Annotated in this window: 13 protein-coding genes; 9 read left to right on the forward strand and 4 right to left on the reverse strand. The window is 56.6% G+C overall.

Features of this window, described 5'->3' with window-relative positions:
- Positions 1 to 39: 39 nt before the first annotated feature.
- From ORG26_RS04115 to ORG26_RS04125, 3 genes are all read right to left on the reverse strand, one after another.
- Entirely contained in the window at positions 40 to 3,399 is a 3,360-nt protein-coding gene (locus tag ORG26_RS04115) for a TonB-dependent receptor (protein WP_456125191.1), read from the reverse strand.
- A gap of 605 nt (positions 3,400 to 4,004) precedes the next feature.
- Entirely contained in the window at positions 4,005 to 4,829 is an 825-nt protein-coding gene (locus tag ORG26_RS04120; protein ID WP_266367260.1) for a DUF4397 domain-containing protein, read from the reverse strand.
- Between the two features lie 27 nt (positions 4,830 to 4,856).
- Entirely contained in the window at positions 4,857 to 8,207 is a 3,351-nt protein-coding gene (locus ORG26_RS04125) for a TonB-dependent receptor (protein WP_266367261.1), read from the reverse strand.
- 233 nt (positions 8,208 to 8,440) lie between these two features.
- Here ORG26_RS04125 and selD point away from each other — a divergent pair, with 233 nt between their 5' ends.
- The 8 genes from selD to ORG26_RS04165 all read left to right on the forward strand — a co-directional run bounded on the left by selD (position 8,441) and on the right by ORG26_RS04165 (position 14,938).
- A complete protein-coding gene (gene selD / locus ORG26_RS04130) occupies positions 8,441 to 9,490 on the forward strand; it encodes a selenide, water dikinase SelD (protein WP_266367262.1) in 1,050 nt (349 codons plus the stop codon).
- 106 nt (positions 9,491 to 9,596) lie between these two features.
- Entirely contained in the window at positions 9,597 to 10,364 is a 768-nt protein-coding gene (locus tag ORG26_RS04135; protein WP_266367263.1) for an alpha/beta fold hydrolase, read from the forward strand.
- Between the two features lie 136 nt (positions 10,365 to 10,500).
- Positions 10,501 to 11,223, forward strand: coding sequence for an SAM-dependent methyltransferase (locus tag ORG26_RS04140; RefSeq protein ID WP_266367264.1), 723 nt, complete (start codon positions 10,501 to 10,503; stop codon positions 11,221 to 11,223).
- Between the two features lie 86 nt (positions 11,224 to 11,309).
- Entirely contained in the window at positions 11,310 to 11,951 is a 642-nt protein-coding gene (locus ORG26_RS04145; RefSeq protein ID WP_266367265.1) for an MBL fold metallo-hydrolase, read from the forward strand.
- Positions 11,948 to 12,685: a sulfite exporter TauE/SafE family protein gene (locus ORG26_RS04150; RefSeq protein ID WP_266367266.1), complete on the forward strand. Its 738-nt coding sequence runs from the start codon at positions 11,948 to 11,950 to the stop codon at positions 12,683 to 12,685. The genes ORG26_RS04145 and ORG26_RS04150 overlap by 4 nt, the downstream gene beginning before the upstream one ends.
- A 3-nt stretch (positions 12,686 to 12,688) precedes the next feature.
- Positions 12,689 to 13,435: a CDP-alcohol phosphatidyltransferase family protein gene (locus ORG26_RS04155; protein ID WP_266367267.1), complete on the forward strand. Its 747-nt coding sequence runs from the start codon at positions 12,689 to 12,691 to the stop codon at positions 13,433 to 13,435.
- A gap of 97 nt (positions 13,436 to 13,532) precedes the next feature.
- The gene (purS, locus tag ORG26_RS04160; protein ID WP_266367268.1) at positions 13,533 to 13,781 is read left to right on the forward strand and encodes a phosphoribosylformylglycinamidine synthase subunit PurS; all 249 of its coding nucleotides are present in this window, start codon (positions 13,533 to 13,535) and stop codon (positions 13,779 to 13,781) included.
- Positions 13,782 to 13,936: 155 nt separating this feature from the next.
- A complete protein-coding gene (locus ORG26_RS04165; protein ID WP_266367269.1) occupies positions 13,937 to 14,938 on the forward strand; it encodes a 3-oxoacyl-ACP synthase III family protein in 1,002 nt (333 codons plus the stop codon).
- Between the two features lie 80 nt (positions 14,939 to 15,018).
- Here the strand turns inward: ORG26_RS04165 and ORG26_RS04170 are convergent, their stop codons facing one another.
- The gene (locus ORG26_RS04170; RefSeq protein ID WP_266367270.1) at positions 15,019 to 15,384 is read right to left on the reverse strand and encodes a CoA-binding protein; all 366 of its coding nucleotides are present in this window, start codon (positions 15,382 to 15,384) and stop codon (positions 15,019 to 15,021) included.
- 278 nt (positions 15,385 to 15,662) lie between these two features.
- On the opposite strand from ORG26_RS04170, the gene ORG26_RS04175 reads away from it, so the two are divergent.
- Positions 15,663 to 16,253, forward strand: a complete 591-nt coding sequence (locus ORG26_RS04175; protein WP_266367271.1) for an HNH endonuclease — start codon at positions 15,663 to 15,665, stop codon at positions 16,251 to 16,253.
- Positions 16,254 to 16,261 lie beyond the last annotated feature (8 nt).

Here is a 16,261-nt window from a genome sequence, read left to right on the forward strand (position 1 = left end):
ATTTGCATGGCGGGGTCCGGTCTGTTTATTCAGGTTAGCTTAGTTGAAGATATAGCGCAGCCCGATCTGAGCCTGCCATACGTTATCAACCGTGATGCTCTTCGTGAACGAGTCACGCAGGAGGATCGTCTTGCCGTCAACCACCTGGGTAGCCAGACGGTAGGTCGGCGTAGCAGCCGTGGCCGCAGTGTTGTTGGCAATCGTCAGCGGCGTGTTCGTCGTGGCGGCGTAACCTACACCCCACTTGTTACTCAGCAGGTTACCTACGTTCAGGATGTCGGCACGGAGCTGAATCGTGTTGCGGTTGCCTTTGCGGCCCGTCTTCACGTAGAACTCCTGGGTCACCGTGAAGTCGGCGCGGGTCAGCCACGGGAAGTAACCTCCGTTACGCTCGGCGTACTGACCGCGGCGCGTCCGCAGGTACTCGTTATTTTCGATGTACTGCTCGAAAGCGGCCTGCTGCTGTTCCGGCGTGAACGTGATGGCGTTGGCACCGGTGCCCACCGTCAGGGGAGCAAAGGTAAAGTCAGACGCTTTGTTCGGCACAAAAATCAGGTCGTTGTTCTGGCCGTCGCCGTTCAGGTCGTTACCGTAACGGTACGATACTTTACCGCCGCTGTTGGAGGTCAGACCCAGCGTGAACATCGTCGAACCACCGAACTTGCCGCCGTAGTTGATGCGGTAGTTGGCATAACCGATGATGCGGTGACGCTGGTCGTTATCGCCGTACGATTCGGTCAGGTAGTTCTGTCCGTATACCGTCGGGATGTCGGCCTGTACCGTTGAGCCAACTGACTGCAGGTCACGAGCGTAACCGTACGTGTAGGCCAGCATACCGCCAAATCCGTTCGTGGCCGGCTTCTCCAGCTTCGCCGTCAACGTGTAAGCATACCCTACGTCAGTATTTCTCAGCACGAACACGTTGGTAACGGCTGTGTTGGTAAAGCGAGCAATGTTGATCGGGCTGGTTGCGGCACCCTGTGAGCCCGACAGGCCGGAAGCCTGAAAGCGATCGCGGGTGTCAACGCCGGAGAAGTCACGGTCAGCCGCCTTCAGGTTGGCATCGATGTACCGAACGCCGTTGATCGTCTTGTTGTAGATAAATTCTGCTGTACCAATCAGGCCGAACGGTAGCTTCTGGTCAACGGCAATGTTGGTTTTCCAGAGCGAGGGGTATTTCAGGTTCGGGTCCGTCGCGTTAACAACATACGGAGACAGTTTCGTGATGTCAACTTTCGTCGGGTCAGGACGAACCGCCACCGGCAGTTGGCTCGGGTCGGTCACGAACGGAATGGCCGTCGTGTTCGTCAGGCTGATCAGGGCCGTGTTCACCCCGTTGTTACCCAGCTGGTTCGACACCAGTACCTGCGGAATCCGTGAGACGAAGATACCCGTACCACCGCGCACCTGCGTTGACTTGTCACCGAATACGTCCCAGTTCAGACCCAGACGCGGCGACAGCAGCAGCCGGTTTTTCGGGAAGGCGCCCGTGCTGACACGGTAAGGGGCGTTATTCTCGTCACGGAATGTCAGACCAGCAACCACCGGGTTGTTGAAGTCCTTCGCCAGCGACTGGTCGTAAGCGAAGATGTCGCCGCGGACACCGGCCGTCACCTTGAAGTTCGGCGTCACCTGGAATTCATCCTGGAGGTAAACGCTGTACGTGCTTGACTCCAGTTTCTGCCAAGGCTCAGCACCGCCCGGCAGCAGCGAGTAACGCAGGTTGTAACGGGCCACCGAAACCGGTGACGTCGTAGCCGTCGGGTTGTTTTTGGCAAACAACGCTGCGTTTTTGAAATCAGCAAGGGAGTTGTAGACGTACACCCCGTTAGACGACGGGAAGAACAGGTTGTTCGACACGAACTTCTCATAAGCCAGACCCAGCGTCAGCGTGTGCTTACCGGCGAAGTAGCTCAGGTTGTTCGTGATGTTCAGCGTCGAATAGTTCAGGCGGTTGCTCGGCGTGAACGGATCGAAACCGATGGACATATACGTCGTACCACCCGCCTGGTTCAGAATGTCGATCGTCGGGAACAGACCCGTTTTGTACTCACGGTCTTCGATCTGCTTGTTGTAGGTGGCAACCAGGTTGTTGGCAATTTTGCTGCTGAACGTAGAGTTCAGTTCTGCCGCGAACGAACGGGTGTTATCCGCGATCAGGTAACCTGAGTTCTCCGGCGACAGAGCGTCCTGGCGGTTCGTCCGGTTACCGTTACCGGCCGTGTTCGAGCTGTTGGAGTTGCTGATAATCACGCCCGTCTGCGAATCGTGGTGTGAGTAACGCAGCGCCAGTTTGTGCTTGTCGCTGATGTTGTAGTCAAAGCGGATCAGGCCTTTCGTGCTCGTCACGTCGTTGTTGAAGCCGTCAAACGGACCGAGGTCGCGGTTGAAGTTGGTCTTCATGAAGCTGGTGATGTCCGTTACGTCGGCCTGCGTCACGCGGGATACGTTACCGGAAGTCTGACCACGGTTCACGAACCAGTCCAGAGCGGGCGTGCTCGACGAGAATCGTTCAACGTTCGCAAAAAAGAACAGTTTGTTTTTGATGATCGGGCCACCTACCCGGAAGCCGAACGTCTGTTCGTTGATGTTTACCGCCGGAATTTCTTTTCCGTCTGCTTTTTTACCGACCATCCGGAACGGATTCTTGCTGTTGCGGAACAGGTAGTAGGCAGAACCCGATACGTCGTTGGTTCCGGAACGCGTGACGGCGTTGATACCGGCACCGGCAAAACCGGACTGGCGCACGTCGAACGGAGCGACGTTCAGTTGGATTTCGTCCAGCGCGTCGATAGAAACGGCGGTCGTACCCGTCCGGCCACCCGCCTGTGCTGAAGAGCCCAGACCGAAACCGTTGTTGAACACCGAACCGTCGATAGTGAAGTTGTTGAAACGGCTGTCCTGACCACCGAACGAGCGGCCGTTGCCGTAGGCGTTGTACTTGGTGATGTCGTTCACCGTCCGGCCAATGGTCGGAATGGAGTTGATCGCGTCGCGGCCGAAGGTGGCGGCGGCACCCGTACGCTCCGAGCTGAAGATATCGCTGCGGTTGCCCGTCACGGTTACTTCAGAAAGCTGCGTGCTGGCGTCCGTCAGTTTAAAATCGACGTTGGCGGCAGTACCGAGGTTGGCAAAAATGCCTTCTTTCACCTGCTCGTCGAAACCGACAAACGTAACGGTGATTTTGTAGGGGCCACCGACCCGTACGTTCGGAAGCGTGTAGCGACCTGAGTTGTTGGTCACCGAACCGTAGCGCGTACCCGACGGAACGTGAATGGCTACGACCGTAGCTCCCGGCAGTTCCGAGCCTTTGTCATCCAGGATAATCCCGTTGATGGCCGAGGATGTTACTTGTGCATTGACCTGGGTTAAACCCATAAAAATAGCAGCCAGGACCATGAAAAGTCGCCAAGCTGCCTTTTGCCTTCGTACAAGTTGAAGAGACATGAAGTTGGTTAAGTTTGATTATGAGAGTGATTGTGTAATGCTTACTGCCGAGTGTTGCGCCGCCCGGGTATTAATTAGCGAACGGCCTTGCAACTGCCGTAAACGGCTTACTCCAAATCTGCTGCAAAGAAACACGAAACATTTGTTATCAAAAAACCTTTATCTCCAAAAAATACATTTTTAAGCGCTTCTTAACATTGCGTTAATATTGCACAAAATACGACGTATAGTCACCAGATTGCGCGTTTTTTGTGACTAAAACATTAAAATATAGTTAATGGAGCATTCAAAAAGGCTCTATCCTTCTTTTTATTCCTTTTTCTTTTTATAAATCCAGAAGCGGTAAATAGAACTAAGCAAAGGTGAAATTATACAATTTCAAAAACGTAAAATAATTGTGCAGGCGGAAAAGTACCAAAATCTATTTGGCGTATCCGACTTCCGGCAAATTTATTTTTCGGTCTGATGAATCCAGGCTGCGCATTCCGGCTTCCGTTGGACCGAACAAAAAAATCCGGCCGCTACCAGCAGCCGGATCGTAGCCTGTCAAAAAAACGCTAGTTATTCTGAATCACGCCGACCATCGGTGCATTCGCTCCGCTACCTCCCCGCAGGCCGTACGCATAAATCGTGTAGAGCCGGCCGCTGGCTGCCGTGAGGTTCGTCGAGGCCAGTACGGTCGTGCCGGAGCGGACTTCGGCCCGGAACGTTCTGGCCGGCACCCGGGTAAAGCTGGAAAAATTGACCGCTGACGTTCCGCTTCCGGCCGTGGTGGCCCGGAACCCACGGGCCGCGTAAGTCACCGTTGGCCCGGTAGTGGCAGGAACCAGAACCAGCGACAGGTTCCCGCCGTTGGGCACCAGGTTGAAAAAGCGGATGCCCGCGCTGTCGGCGGGAGCGGCGGTCAGCACATCGGTGACGACCAGAAAGCGCGGGCCGCCGGGGTCCGTCGAGCCCGAAGCCGTTCCGGCAGCCCGGGTCAGGGTGTCGGTCACAAAAACGGTATAGTTCGCATTGGCGGCGGCCGAGAAGTTCGTCTGGTTGGTCGCGCCCGCCCGGAACAGAATGTCGTTGCTGCCGAGGGTCCCGCCGATGCTGCCGTTGGCCGCCTGTCCGCGCACCTGAACGGTACCAATCGGACCGGCGGCATAGGCCGAACTTTGCCCGTAGGCCACATTCTGCGCGAGTGATGCGTTCTCCACCAGAAAATTCAAAGCCGGAGCGCCCGGCGCGGCATTCACAAACCGGAACCGGCTGCTCAGCGTCGAAGGCCCGGAGGCCGGCTGCGGGTCCGGGTAGTCCGTATCCTGACAGCCGATGAACAGAGCGGTCAGCGTGACGAAAAAGGCGATAAACGGGAAGGGCAACTTATACTGGCGCATAGCGTAGGTTGTCTTTTCGGTCAGAGATTAATTGAACGTGTACCGTAAACCCACCTGGAGCTGCCAGCGCGAGCTGAGCGTCAGGTTGTTGGTAAACGAATTGGTCAGGGCCGAACCGGCGGACACCTCGGCAAACGAATAAATGGGCCGTCCGGTGGTCGGGGCGTTGTTGGCCGACGGGAACGGCGTTTCGTACCCCACAAAGTTCAGCAGGTTGGTCCGCGTGGCAATCTGCGCCAGCCCCCAGTCCGAATTCAGTAGGTTGAGCAGGTTCTGAATGTCCAGCGAAATCTGGATGGAGTTCCGCTTGCCGCCCACGTTCCGGAAGATGTCCTGAAGTACCCGGAAGTTCACCTGATGCTGCCAGGGCAGATAAGCCCCGTTCCGTTCGGCATACTGCCCCCGGCGTTTGCTCAGGTACGGGTCCTGCTCGATGTAGGCGTTCAGCTGGTCCCAGATCTGCTGCGTTGTCCGGCGGTCCTGGGCGTTGGTCGTTACGAGCAGAATTTCGTTCTGATTACGAGGCACATAGATCAGATCGTTGTTGCTAATGCCCTCGTTGTTCGGGTTTCCGCCGTATACATACGAGAAATTCCCCGCCGTCTGGCCCTGATACGTCAGCGAGAAGGTGGTCGCCAGAAAACCCAGGTACTCCAGCCGGTACTGCAGGAAACCGACCACCCGATGCGGAATCAGGTTGTTGGAGAACGAAAGATTCGGATCGTTCGGACTGGTCACGACGGCCTGGCCCGTGTAAAGGCTACCCGCCGTGGAGGCCGACTGGGCGTTGACGTCCTTCGAATCCGTGAACGTGTACGCCAGCGAGCCGTCGAAGCCACGGCCGAGCCGCTTCTGAACCTGAGCCGTCAGGCTGAGCGAGTAGCCCCGGTTGATGTTGTCCAGCACCAGCGCCTGCACAATCCGGTCGTTGATCCGCCGGTCGAATGGCTGGCCGACCGTGGCCGAACCCGCCACGTTGCCCCAGATGGGTCGTCCGTCGCCGGTCAGCGTGCCAACCGGAGCGGCCAGGTTGGCATCCCGGATGAACACGGCGTTGAGGTCTTTGGTATAGATTCCGTCCAGCGTCAGCACCCAGCCACCCGGCAGGCTTTTGTCAACGCCCAGACTGGTGCGCCAGACCTGCGGAAACCGGAAATCGCGCGTGGTGGCGTTGATGGTGAACGTCTGCGCCAGCGGTTCGCCCGGCCGACCCGTCAGCCGGGGCACGTAGGCGTTGGGGTCCGGCCTGAACGGAAAGTCGGCGTTGTTGGCCTGGGTCTGCCGGAGGACGGTCCCGAAGAAAACCCCGTTGTTGCTCACCTGATTCGACAGCCATACGAACGGTACGCGGCCGGTAAAGATCCCCGTTCCGCCCCGGACCTGCAGCGAACGGTCGCCGAGCACGTCCCAGTTGAAGCCCAGCCTGGGCGACCACAGGAAGTTGGTCCGCGGCAGTTGGCTTACCTGAATCCGTTCGCCCCCGGCAAACCGCATGGTGTCGGTCACGGCGTTGTTGAGCAGCCGCGAATCGTCGTAGGTCGGAATGTCGAGGCGAATGCCCGCCGTCAGCCGCAGGTTTTTGGTCACGTTAAAGGCATCCTGAGCATAAAAACCCAATTGAGCGGCTGTAAACTCGGCGACGGGCACGGGCGTTCCCGGCACGGCGGAATATTGCAGGGCGTACTGCGTTGGGGCGTTGGCGGCCGACGGGTTGCTCACGTTCTGGATAAAATCGTCGATGCTGTTGTACTGATACACGCCCCGAATCTGTGGCGTAAAGCCGTTGTAGAATTTGTAGAACTCATTCGCCGTTCCGACCGAAACCGTGTGTTTTCCCAGAAAAATATCAAACCGGTCATTGATCTGGGTGACGTCCTGATTCAGGATGTTGTTCGGGGTGAACGGGTCGGGGCCGAAGCTCGTCACGGTATTGCCGTTGGGTCCTAAAATGTCCACGGTCGGGAAATTGGGCGTTTCGGCTCCGCCGCCCGCCTCCCGGAAGTCGCGGAAAGCGGTGTACCCCACCTGGAGGTTGTTGGCGAATTTATTGCCGAACGTGGAGTTCAGCTCGGCAATGACCGATTTGAGGTTGTTGTTGGTCCGGTACCACGAATACTGGAACGGCAACGCGTTGTTGCTGTTCTGGCGACCGCCCGGAGGCGCCGATGTGAAGCCCCCCGAGTTGCTCGGCGGCGTATCGCGAAAGGCGTTCAGCTGGTTGTAGCGCACCGTCAGTTTATGCTGGTCGCTGATGTTCCAGTTAATTTTCGCCAGAAACTTGAAGTTCTGCGTCAGCTGGTCGAAGGTGTCGAACGAGCCCGGATCGAAGGTCCACGTTTTGTTGGGACCCGTATTGATCAGGAATTCGCGCAGGCGCTGCAAGTCTTCCGTCCGCTGCTGGTAAGGCCGCCCGTTGGCGTCTGAACCGCCCGCCGGGAACAGCACCGCCGGGTCTGCCCGCCGCTCCTGTTCGACATTGACGAAGAAAAACAGCTTGTTTTTGATGATCGGGCCTCCTAACCGGGCACCGACGTTGTAAAAGTTAAAATTCAGCTGCTGCTGCTCCTGCCCTTCTACCTTCCGGCCGACAAAGCTCTGGTTCCGGTAGAAACCGTATACCGAACCCTGAAACTCGTTGGTGCCGCTGCGGGTTACGGCATTGACGCCCGCCCCGGTAAAGGAGCCCTGGCTGACGTCATAGGGCGAAAGCGACACGTTGAGCTGGTCGATGGCGTCGATGCTGACCGGCGTTCCGGCCGCGCCTCCCGGCAGCGCCGACAGCCCGAAGACGTTGTTGGCCGTTGAGCCGTCGATGGAGAAGTTATTGTACAGGTTACTGCGGCCGCCGAACGAAAAACCGGGTCCGGCTTGGGGCGTGAGAGTACTAAAGTCCGTAAAACTACGGGTGATGGTGGGCAGCCGTTCGAAGTTTTCGCGCCGCAGGTTGGTCGAGGCGCCCGTCCGTTCGGAGTCGATCACGCCGCCCCGCTGGGAGGTAATAACCACTTCGGTCAGTTCCTGCCCTTCTTCCGCCAGCCGGAAATCGGCCACGACGGGCGTATTCAGCTCGGCCGAAACAATTTCGCGGGATTGTTCCTGAAAGCCGATGAACGTGACGGTTATACGATACGGTCCGCCAATCCGGACGGCCGGGAGACTGAATCGCCCCTGCGGATTGGTGGTGGTGCCATAACGGGTACCCGATGGCGTGTGAATCGCGATAACGGTCGCGCCCGGCAGCGGTTCATTTTTGGTGTCAGTCACTACCCCGTTGATGGACGAAGTAGTCACCCCCTGGGCGAGCGCATGATTCGGGCTGAGGCCAAAGCATCCGCTCAACAGCAGCACTACGTGAAGCCACAGTAGCTTTTTGCTCATAATTGTGTGTGGTTAGGTAAAGTTGAATAGAAGTGCATACACCGGTCAGGAGCGGGTCAACCCATCTTTATTTGATAGACTGATCATACGTAACCTCCTGTCTTTTACCTACATAACCAATTTTATCGGCGGGTTTCCAAAAAAAATTCCTAAATCGCATCGATTTATGCCGGAATGGAATGTTATTTTTTTGTTAACAGCCCAAATCACCAGGCTGTGACCGTTGTTTTATCATGACTCAATCCGAAACATACCGCCTTACTCAATACAGCCACGGAGCCGGCTGCGGCTGCAAGATTGCGCCCAAAGTGCTGGACAAGATTCTCCACCACAACCAGACCGGCCAGACCGTCATTCAGTCGCTGAACCTGCTGGTCGGCAACGACAGCCGGGACGACGCGGCCGTGATGGACCTGGGCAACGGCGAAGCCATCATCAGCACCACCGACTTTTTCATGCCCATCGTCGACGATGCGTTTGATTTTGGCCGCATTGCCTCCGCCAACGCCATCAGCGACGTGTACGCCATGGGCGGCGAACCCCTGATGGCCATCGCCGTTCTGGGCTGGCCGATCGACAAACTGCCGCCTGAAGTAGCCGGGGAAGTTCTGGCCGGCAGTCGGGCCGTCTGCGCCGAGGCGGGTATTCCGCTGGCGGGCGGCCACAGCATCGACAGTCCGGAGCCGATTTTTGGACTGGCCGTGACGGGCCGCGTGCGGGTCGAAAATCTGAAACAGAACAACACCGCCACGGCGGGCTGCCGCCTTTACCTGACCAAACCGCTGGGCGTTGGCATTCTGACGACCGCGCAGAAAAAGGGCATTCTTAAGCCGGAACATGCCGAACTGGCCCCCCGCCAGATGGCGCAGCTCAACAAGTTCGGCGCGGTGCTGGGAAAACTGCCGTACGTCAAAGCCCTGACCGACGTCACCGGCTTCGGGCTGCTGGGCCACCTGACCGAAATGGCCGAGGGCAGCGGACTAAGCGCCGAGGTGGACTTTGCAAACGTTCCGAAACTGCCCGTCGTGGATGAGTATTTGGCCCAGAAAAGCATTCCGGGCGGCACGCACCGCAACTGGGACAGCTACGGCCACAAGATTGCCGACCTGCCCGACCAGCAGCGTTTTCTGCTCGCCGACCCGCAGACCAGCGGCGGGCTGCTGATTGCCGTCAAGCCCGATGCCGCGGCGGAATTTGAACAACTGGCGGCCGAACACGGCTTCAGCCTGCAATCGTTCGGGCAATTGGTCGCCAAACGGGAGAAAGTTGTTTATGTACAATAACGGATATCCACGGAGTACGCGGAGGATGGCCCCGCAGCGGCGTATTGCCGCGTTTAGGGGTCAGCAAGACTTCCTCCGCGTACTTCCGTGGGTTTAAAAAATCAATATGGAATTATACTACCGCCAGGTCGGCGACACCGGCCCGGCCATCCTGATTCTTCACGGCGTCTTCGGTTCGTCGGACAACTGGCTGACCATTTCCAAAACCATTGCCGACCAGGGCTACCGGGTTTTTCTGCTCGACCAGCGCAATCACGGCCGTTCGCCCCGCAGCGAGGTGTTTGATTACGAATCGATGGGCCTCGACCTGCTGGAATTTATTCAGAAGCACCAGTTGGATAAGCCCATTCTCATCGGCCATTCGATGGGCGGAAAAGTGGTCATGCAGTTCGCAATGGACCATCCGGACCAGTTCAGCAAGCTCGTCATTGTCGATATTGCCCCCAAATTTTACCCGGTTCATCACGGCGAAATCCTGCGCGGGCTTTCCGCCATTCCGCTGGCGACGCTCAAAAGTCGCAACGAAGCCGACGCGATTCTGAAGGAGTACGAGCCTTCGGCCACCGTCCGGCAATTTCTGCTGAAAAACCTTTACCGCAACGAGCAGGGGCAGTTCGACTGGCGGCTGAATCTGCCCGTCATCGAACGTGAGATTCACGGGGTGGGCGAAGAACTGAGTCACCCGCGTACCGTCACGGAGCCGACGCTGTTTATCCGGGGCGTCAATTCGGGTTATATCCGGGACGAAGACATTCCGGGCATTCAGAAATTATTCCCCAACGTCAAGGTCGAAACCATTCCCGATGCCGGCCACTGGGTGCAGGCCGAACAGCCGGAACTCTTTGTCGAGGCGCTGATTAACTTTATCGTTTAAGGATTATGGTTTAAAGTTTATGGTTCAGAGTTTGCCGCTGCGCTTGCTTCGCCCTTTATTTTCATTGAGGCAACGCAACTTTAAACCTTAAACATTAAACCTTAAACGATAAGCCCTAACCGCTTCCCAACTCACCATGCCTACACTTTACCTCCTCCCCTGCCCCCTCGCCGACGGTACAGCCGACCAGGTGCTGTCGCCGCAAATTCGCGAGGTGGTCAGCCGGACGGACATCTTTTTTGCCGAGGAACTCCGGACGGCCCGGCGCTTCATCAGCAGCCTGAAAACCGGACGCGCAATTGACGAACTGACTTTTTTTGAACTCAATAAAGACACGCCGGAAGCGGATACCCGCCGCCAGATGAAGGAAATCACCGGCCCCGACCGGTCGGTCGGTGTGTTGTCGGAAGCCGGTTGCCCCGGCGTGGCCGATCCGGGGGCCGTGGCCGTAAAGATAGCGCACCAGCTGGACTGGAAGGTATCGCCGCTGGTGGGACCGTCGTCCATTCTGCTGGTGCTGATGGCCTCGGGCATGAGCGGGCAGTCGTTTGTTTTTCACGGCTATCTGCCCATCGACCGCCACGACCGGGCCCGCATACTGAAGCATCTGGAAAAAGAAGCCATCCAGCGGCAGCAGACGCAGATTTTTATGGAAACGCCGTACCGCAACAACGCCCTTTTTGCCGATATTCTGGCCCATTGCCAAGCCGACACCCGGCTCTGCGTGGCCTGCAACGTGACCGCGCCCGACGAATTTATTCGGACGCTGACGGTGCGGGAATGGAAAAGCCAGCCGCCCGATCTGCACAAAAAGCCGACGGTATTTTGTCTCAACGGACAGGCCGCCGCGCGGCTTTAGCCCGTATCTTACCCCCGCAATCTGGCACTAAAACGCCGGGGACTCTTAACTGCAACAAGCTCACGGGTTAAACCCCGTGGTTACTTATGATACGCATTCATTCTTTTACGTTTTCGCCTTTTCAGGAAAATACGTACGTCCTGTACGACGACTCCCGCGAGGCCGTCATCATCGATCCCGGCTGCTACACCCGCGCCGAACAGGACGAACTTACCCGTTTCGTCGAGCAGAACGGCCTCAAGCCGGTCAAGCTGCTCAACACCCACGCGCACATCGACCACGTGCTTGGCAACGCTTTTGTCAAGCGGAAGTACGGCATTGAGCTATACCTGCACGAAAAGGACGTTCCGATTCTGAAGGCAGCCAAGGTCATGGCCCCCAACTACGGGTTTGCGCAGTACGAGGAAGCGGACGTCGATCACTTTCTGGAAGAAGGCAAGTCCGTCGAATTCGGCCATACGGTGCTGGAAGTACGTTTTGTGCCGGGGCACGCACCGGGGCACGTGGCGTTTGTCAACCACGAGGCCCGCTTCGTGATCGGTGGCGATGTCCTGTTTCGGGGCAGCATCGGGCGCACCGATTTCCCGTTTTCGGACTTTGACACGCTGGCGCACAGCATCCGGACGCAGTTTTACACCCTGCCGGACGATTACACGGTTTACCCCGGTCACATGGACCCGACCACCATCGGCCGCGAGAAGCTTTCCAACCCGTTCGTAAAAGCATGAACTCCGCCGCCGACTACGTTCTCTTTTTTCTGGCCGGCCTGCTGGCGGAAGTAGCGGGAACAGTGGCGGGCTTCGGGTCATCGGTATTTTTTGTACCGGTCGCGCTGTATTTCTTTGATTACCGGGTCGTGCTGGGCATGACCGGCCTGCAGCACGTGTTCAGCAACACGGCCAAGCTCATGCTATTTCGCAGGCATATCGACTGGCCGGTTACCATCCGGATGGGCATTCCCAGCGTGCTGCTGGTCATTCTGGGCGCTTACCTCAACAAGGACGCGGACCTGTCGCTGGCCGCCCTGACGCTGGGTCTTTTTGTGGCGGCGGTCAGTATTTTTTTTCTGCTGAAACCGGAAGTCCGGCTTTCGGTAAGTGCGCTGAATCAGGTGGTTGGCGGTGGCGTGGCGGGTTTTCTGGCGGGCTTTATCGGAACGGGCGGGGCCATTCGCGGCATTGTCCTCGCCTCGCTCAATCTGGAAAAGAATATCTTTGTGGCGACCTCGGCGGCCATCGACTTCGGGGTGGATGCCAGCCGGACGGTCATTTATCTGGAAAACGACTACCTCGACAGCCGCCATCTGCTGGTAATTCCGCTCCTGTTCGGGGCGGCCTTTGGCGGTTCCTACGCGGGCAAGTTGCTCCTCAACCGGCTCTCGCAGCGGCAGTTTCAAACCCTGGTGTGGTTGCTGCTGCTGGGTATCGGGCTGGATTTAATTCGTAAAAACTGGATTTGGTAACCAATGAAACTGCTCCGTCACCTGCCCAACGCCATGACCTGCGGCAATCTGCTGTGCGGGTGTCTGGGAATTCTGGCCGTTTTTGAACACGATCTGATGCGGGCGTCCCTGCTCATTTTTCTGGCCGCCGCCCTGGATTTCGGGGACGGGTTCGTGGCGCGTCTGGTCAGAGCACAGTCGGCCATCGGCAAAGAACTGGATTCGCTGGCCGACTGCGTCACCTTCGGCGTACTGCCCGCGTTCATCGTGTATGCCTTTCTGGTGCCGGATACCGAAGCGATCCAACGGCTTCGGCAGGTGTCCGGCGCCGCAAGTGAAACCTATTCCACCCTGCTTTTGCCCGGAGGCTATTCCGCTGCGTACCTGGCGTTTCTGCTGGCCATTTTTTCGGCGCTCCGGCTGGCCAAGTTCAACGTCGATACGCGGCAGACCGACTCGTTCATCGGCGTTCCGACCCCGGCCAACGCGCTGGTCGTTGCGGCGATGCCGTTCATTGTCGCTTACAACCCCGCTTTTGCCGGACTGATTCTTCACCCGCTGGTGCAGCTCGGGTATGTCGTGGTCATGTCGTACCTGCTGACCTCCGAACTGCCCTTGTTTGCGCTTAAGTTCAAGACGTTCGGCTGGTCGGAGAACCGCATTAAATACATTTTTCTGCTATTTTCCGCGCTGCTTCTCTTATTTTTGCAGTTCGCAGCCGTACCGCTGGTGATTTTCCTGTACATCGCACTTTCACTTTTTTCAAAATGATTGAATGTTGAATGACTGAATGACTGGCTCCGCCCCGGTGCATGAAACAGCGAAGCCAGTCATTCAGTCATTCAACATTCAATCATTCAATAGTAAGATGACTTATATCGCTGAAATCAACGTAATGCCCCAGAAGGAGATTCTGGACCCGCAGGGCAAGGCCGTGAAACTGGGCCTGCACAACCTTCACATCGACAACGTCGGCGACGTCCGCATTGGCAAGCACATCCGCCTGGAAGTGGAAGCGGAATCCGAATCCGCCGCCCGCGAAACCGTCGAAGCCGCCTGCAAGCAGCTGCTCGCCAACCTGATCATGGAGTCATACGAGTACACGATTCACCAGTAGGGAATGATTGAATGACTGAATGACTGAATGACTGACTCCGCTCCAGTGCGTGAAACAGCGGAGCCAGTCATTCAATCATTCAGTCATTTTCTTCCTTCCGTCCAATTGCCCACAAAAAAATGCTACTTTTGTGGGCTTTTTTATTGACCATCAAGATGATTTATTCAACCATAACGGGGCTGGGGTATTATGTCCCGGAACATGTCGTCACGAACGAGGACCTGACGAGTTATATGGAAACCTCGGACGAATGGATTCGGGAACGGACGGGAATTCAGGAACGCCGCTACTTTACCTACGGAAAAGAAACCAATGCCAGTATGGCCGCCGCGGCCTCACGCATGGCCCTGGAACGGGCCGAAGTAACGGCCAAAGAAGTGGACCTGATCGTTTATGCGACCATCACGCCGGACTACTTTTTTCCGGGTTCCGGCTTTCTGATGCAGCGCGAACTGGGCATGGAAGGCATCGGCGTGATCGACATCCGTGACCAGTGCTCGGGCTTCGTGTATGCCCTCTCGATTGCCGACCAGTTCATCAAATCCGGCATGTACAAAACCATTCTGGTGGTCGGAGCCGAGATTCAGTCTACCTGGATCAATAAAAGCACGGAAGGCCGCGGCGTAGCGGTGATCTTCGGCGACGGAGCCGGGGCCGCCGTTGTCCGGGCCACCGATGACGCCGAACACCGCATTTTGTCCACCCACCTTCATGCAGACGGGCGCTTTGCGGAGGATTTGTACGTTAAAGACCCCGGCAGCAGCCGCCCGGACCGCGCCGCCACGAAGCAGATGGTGGACGAAGGCGGCTTCGATGTGGTGATGAACGGCAACGCCGTGTTCAAACACGCTGTCGTGCGCTTTACCGAAGTTATTCACGAGGGTTTGCAGGCCAACGGCTTCTCGCCCGAAGATATTTCGCTGCTGGTGCCCCACCAGGCCAACGTCCGGATCTCGGAATACGTGCGCAATCAGCTTGGCCTCCCCGAAGACCGCGTCATCAGCAATATTCACAAATACGGCAATACTACGGCCGCATCTATCCCCATCGCCCTCACGGAAGCCTGGGAACAGGGCCGCGTCAAACCCGGCGACCTGGTCTGCCTCGCCGCCTTCGGCAGCGGATTCACGTGGGCGTCAGCGCTTATTAAGTGGTAGAATGGTTGAATTTTGAATGATAGATAGGTTGGCTTCGCAGTACCAGGATTAGCGAAGCCAACCTATCTATCATTCAAAATTCAATAATTCCCAATCGACAGCATCACCAGCGTGCAGGCTTCAATGGGTTCGATGCCTTCTTGTTTCAGTTCCTGCTCAAATTGCGGATTTTCCGTTCCGGGGTTGAAAATGACCCGGCGCGGCTTCAGGTTTTTAATGTACTCGTAGTAGCCCGGCTGGTTCTTTGCCGAAACGTATAACGTCACAGTATCGACGTCCGTCAGTTCGGGCAGTCCTTTCTGAATCGGGTTTCCGGCCACACTTCCTTCCCGCAGTCCCACCTGTTCAATCGCGTGGCCGTGCCGCACCAGACTGTGCGCCGCCCGGTTGGCGTACCGGTCAGGCTTCTCGGATGCCCCAATAATCAACGTTTTTCCTCTACTCATCGTCCATTCTGATTATAACCGAATAACGGCCCCGGAGCCTCTCCGGTTCAAAATTTGACGTTTCCCGAATTTTCAAAAAATTTTTGTTTAACTTTTGTTAAACAAGTGTAAACATTTCACCGTTATATACGTACATTTACGAAGCACAGTATTAGAGGCTTACAAAAACTATCCCGTTTCAAATTGGTCGCATAGCGTTATCGGCACTTACCTGCCTGTTTAATCAACCCCTACTTCTATTAAACAAACTAACCTCCATCCGAAAACCGTCCTGAACCATGAGCGACAAAAGAAACAGCAGTTACTGGAACGAGAAGTGGGTTCCAATTCTGTTTAACGACGTTGAAAATCCCCCCCGTTACGAGGTTTCCAACTACGGCCGGCTCAAAAGCTTCCAGTCCGACCCCCGCCTCGGTACCATCATCAAAGGATCTGTTATCCAGGGCTACCGTTCACTGAACATCCGGACCGGCGGCAAAACCATCAATCGGTACGTTCACAAGCTGGTCGCCGAGCGCTTTGTAGACCGCCCCGGCTCCGAAGCTTCTTTTGTGATTCACCTGGATCACGACAAGAAGAACAACTTCCACGAAAACCTGAAATGGGTGACGAAAGAGGAGATGATCGAACACAACCGGAACAATCCGGCTTTGAAAAACCGCGAAATGCCGCGCCGCACCCGGAATTACAAGCTGACGGAATCGAAGGTGCGCATGATCAAGAAATTGCTGCGTAACGAAAAAAACCGCCTGAAGATGATCGCTAAGCAGTTTGGGATCACCCACACCCAGTTGAACCGCATTCGTTCGGGAGAAAACTGGAAACACGTGACCCTTGAAGACGAACCCCTCACCGTAATCAGTGCATAACTTGTACC

The organism is Tellurirhabdus rosea (assembly GCF_026278345.1).
GTDB classification, from domain to species: domain Bacteria; phylum Bacteroidota; class Bacteroidia; order Cytophagales; family Spirosomataceae; genus Tellurirhabdus; species Tellurirhabdus rosea.

Excerpts from the sequence above, each read along its gene's own strand:
- ORG26_RS04135 (WP_266367263.1), top strand. The coding sequence starts at position 9,597 with ATGGAATTATACTACCGCCAGGTCGGCGACACCGGCCCGGCCATCCTG.
- ORG26_RS04150 (WP_266367266.1), top strand. The coding sequence starts at position 11,948 with ATGAACTCCGCCGCCGACTACGTTCTCTTTTTTCTGGCCGGCCTGCTG.
- selD (WP_266367262.1), top strand. The coding sequence starts at position 8,441 with ATGACTCAATCCGAAACATACCGCCTTACTCAATACAGCCACGGAGCC.
- ORG26_RS04140 (WP_266367264.1), top strand. The coding sequence starts at position 10,501 with ATGCCTACACTTTACCTCCTCCCCTGCCCCCTCGCCGACGGTACAGCC.
- ORG26_RS04155 (WP_266367267.1), top strand. The coding sequence starts at position 12,689 with ATGAAACTGCTCCGTCACCTGCCCAACGCCATGACCTGCGGCAATCTG.
- ORG26_RS04170 (WP_266367270.1), bottom strand. The coding sequence starts at position 15,384 with ATGAGTAGAGGAAAAACGTTGATTATTGGGGCATCCGAGAAGCCTGAC.
- ORG26_RS04145 (WP_266367265.1), top strand. The coding sequence starts at position 11,310 with ATGATACGCATTCATTCTTTTACGTTTTCGCCTTTTCAGGAAAATACG.
- ORG26_RS04125 (WP_266367261.1), bottom strand. The coding sequence starts at position 8,207 with ATGAGCAAAAAGCTACTGTGGCTTCACGTAGTGCTGCTGTTGAGCGGA.
- purS (WP_266367268.1), top strand. The coding sequence starts at position 13,533 with ATGACTTATATCGCTGAAATCAACGTAATGCCCCAGAAGGAGATTCTG.
- ORG26_RS04120 (WP_266367260.1), bottom strand. The coding sequence starts at position 4,829 with ATGCGCCAGTATAAGTTGCCCTTCCCGTTTATCGCCTTTTTCGTCACG.
- ORG26_RS04175 (WP_266367271.1), top strand. The coding sequence starts at position 15,663 with ATGAGCGACAAAAGAAACAGCAGTTACTGGAACGAGAAGTGGGTTCCA.
- ORG26_RS04115 (WP_456125191.1), bottom strand. The coding sequence starts at position 3,399 with ATGGTCCTGGCTGCTATTTTTATGGGTTTAACCCAGGTCAATGCACAA.
- ORG26_RS04165 (WP_266367269.1), top strand. The coding sequence starts at position 13,937 with ATGATTTATTCAACCATAACGGGGCTGGGGTATTATGTCCCGGAACAT.